The sequence below is a fragment of the Mycobacterium simiae genome (genome assembly GCF_008370645.1).
In the GTDB taxonomy this organism is placed as follows: domain Bacteria; phylum Actinomycetota; class Actinomycetes; order Mycobacteriales; family Mycobacteriaceae; genus Mycobacterium; species Mycobacterium simiae_A.
Window position 1 is genome coordinate 1 of sequence record NZ_VTZN01000514.1, and the last position, 490, is coordinate 490.

The following is a 490-nucleotide window of genomic DNA, read 5'->3' on the forward strand; positions in this document are numbered from 1 at the left end:
CCAACCTCTTCGTCAGCAATCAATTCAGTGATGCGAAATGAACGTCGATTGTACTGGCCGCAGCGCCCGAGCTGACGGCCGCAGGACGTTTCGCTCGGCTCGCCCAACGGGGAGGACGAAGCCGGCGGTAAAGGCGGAGCGCGGTTGGCCAGTTCGGTCGCCCCCGGGCTGGACGCGGGACAAGACCGACAAGCCGGGGCCCCAGGCGGGTGGTTGCTCGGCGATGGCGGTGCCGGCGGTTCAGGCGCCCCGGGTATGTCCGGCGGGGCAGACGGCGCGGCGGGATTATTGGGCGCTGGCGGCGCTGGCGGCGCCGGCGGGGCCGGCGGTTGGCTGTTGGGTAACGCCCGGAGTAGGTGGGGCCGGCGGAGCCAGCACTGCCCTCAGCGGAAACGGAGGTACCGGTGACAGCGGAGGGGCCGGCGGACTGTTGGGCGCCGGTGGGCTCGGCGGGGCCGGAGGGACCAGCACTGGGGTAACGGTGGAGCTG

Annotated in this window: 1 protein-coding gene; it reads left to right on the forward strand. The window is 71.8% G+C overall.

Features of this window, described 5'->3' with window-relative positions:
• The first annotated feature begins 213 nt into the window (after positions 1–213).
• Entirely contained in the window at positions 214–408 is a 195-nt protein-coding gene (locus tag F0Q45_RS26680) for a hypothetical protein (RefSeq protein WP_373425109.1), read from the forward strand.
• The last annotated feature ends 82 nt before the right edge of the window (positions 409–490 follow it).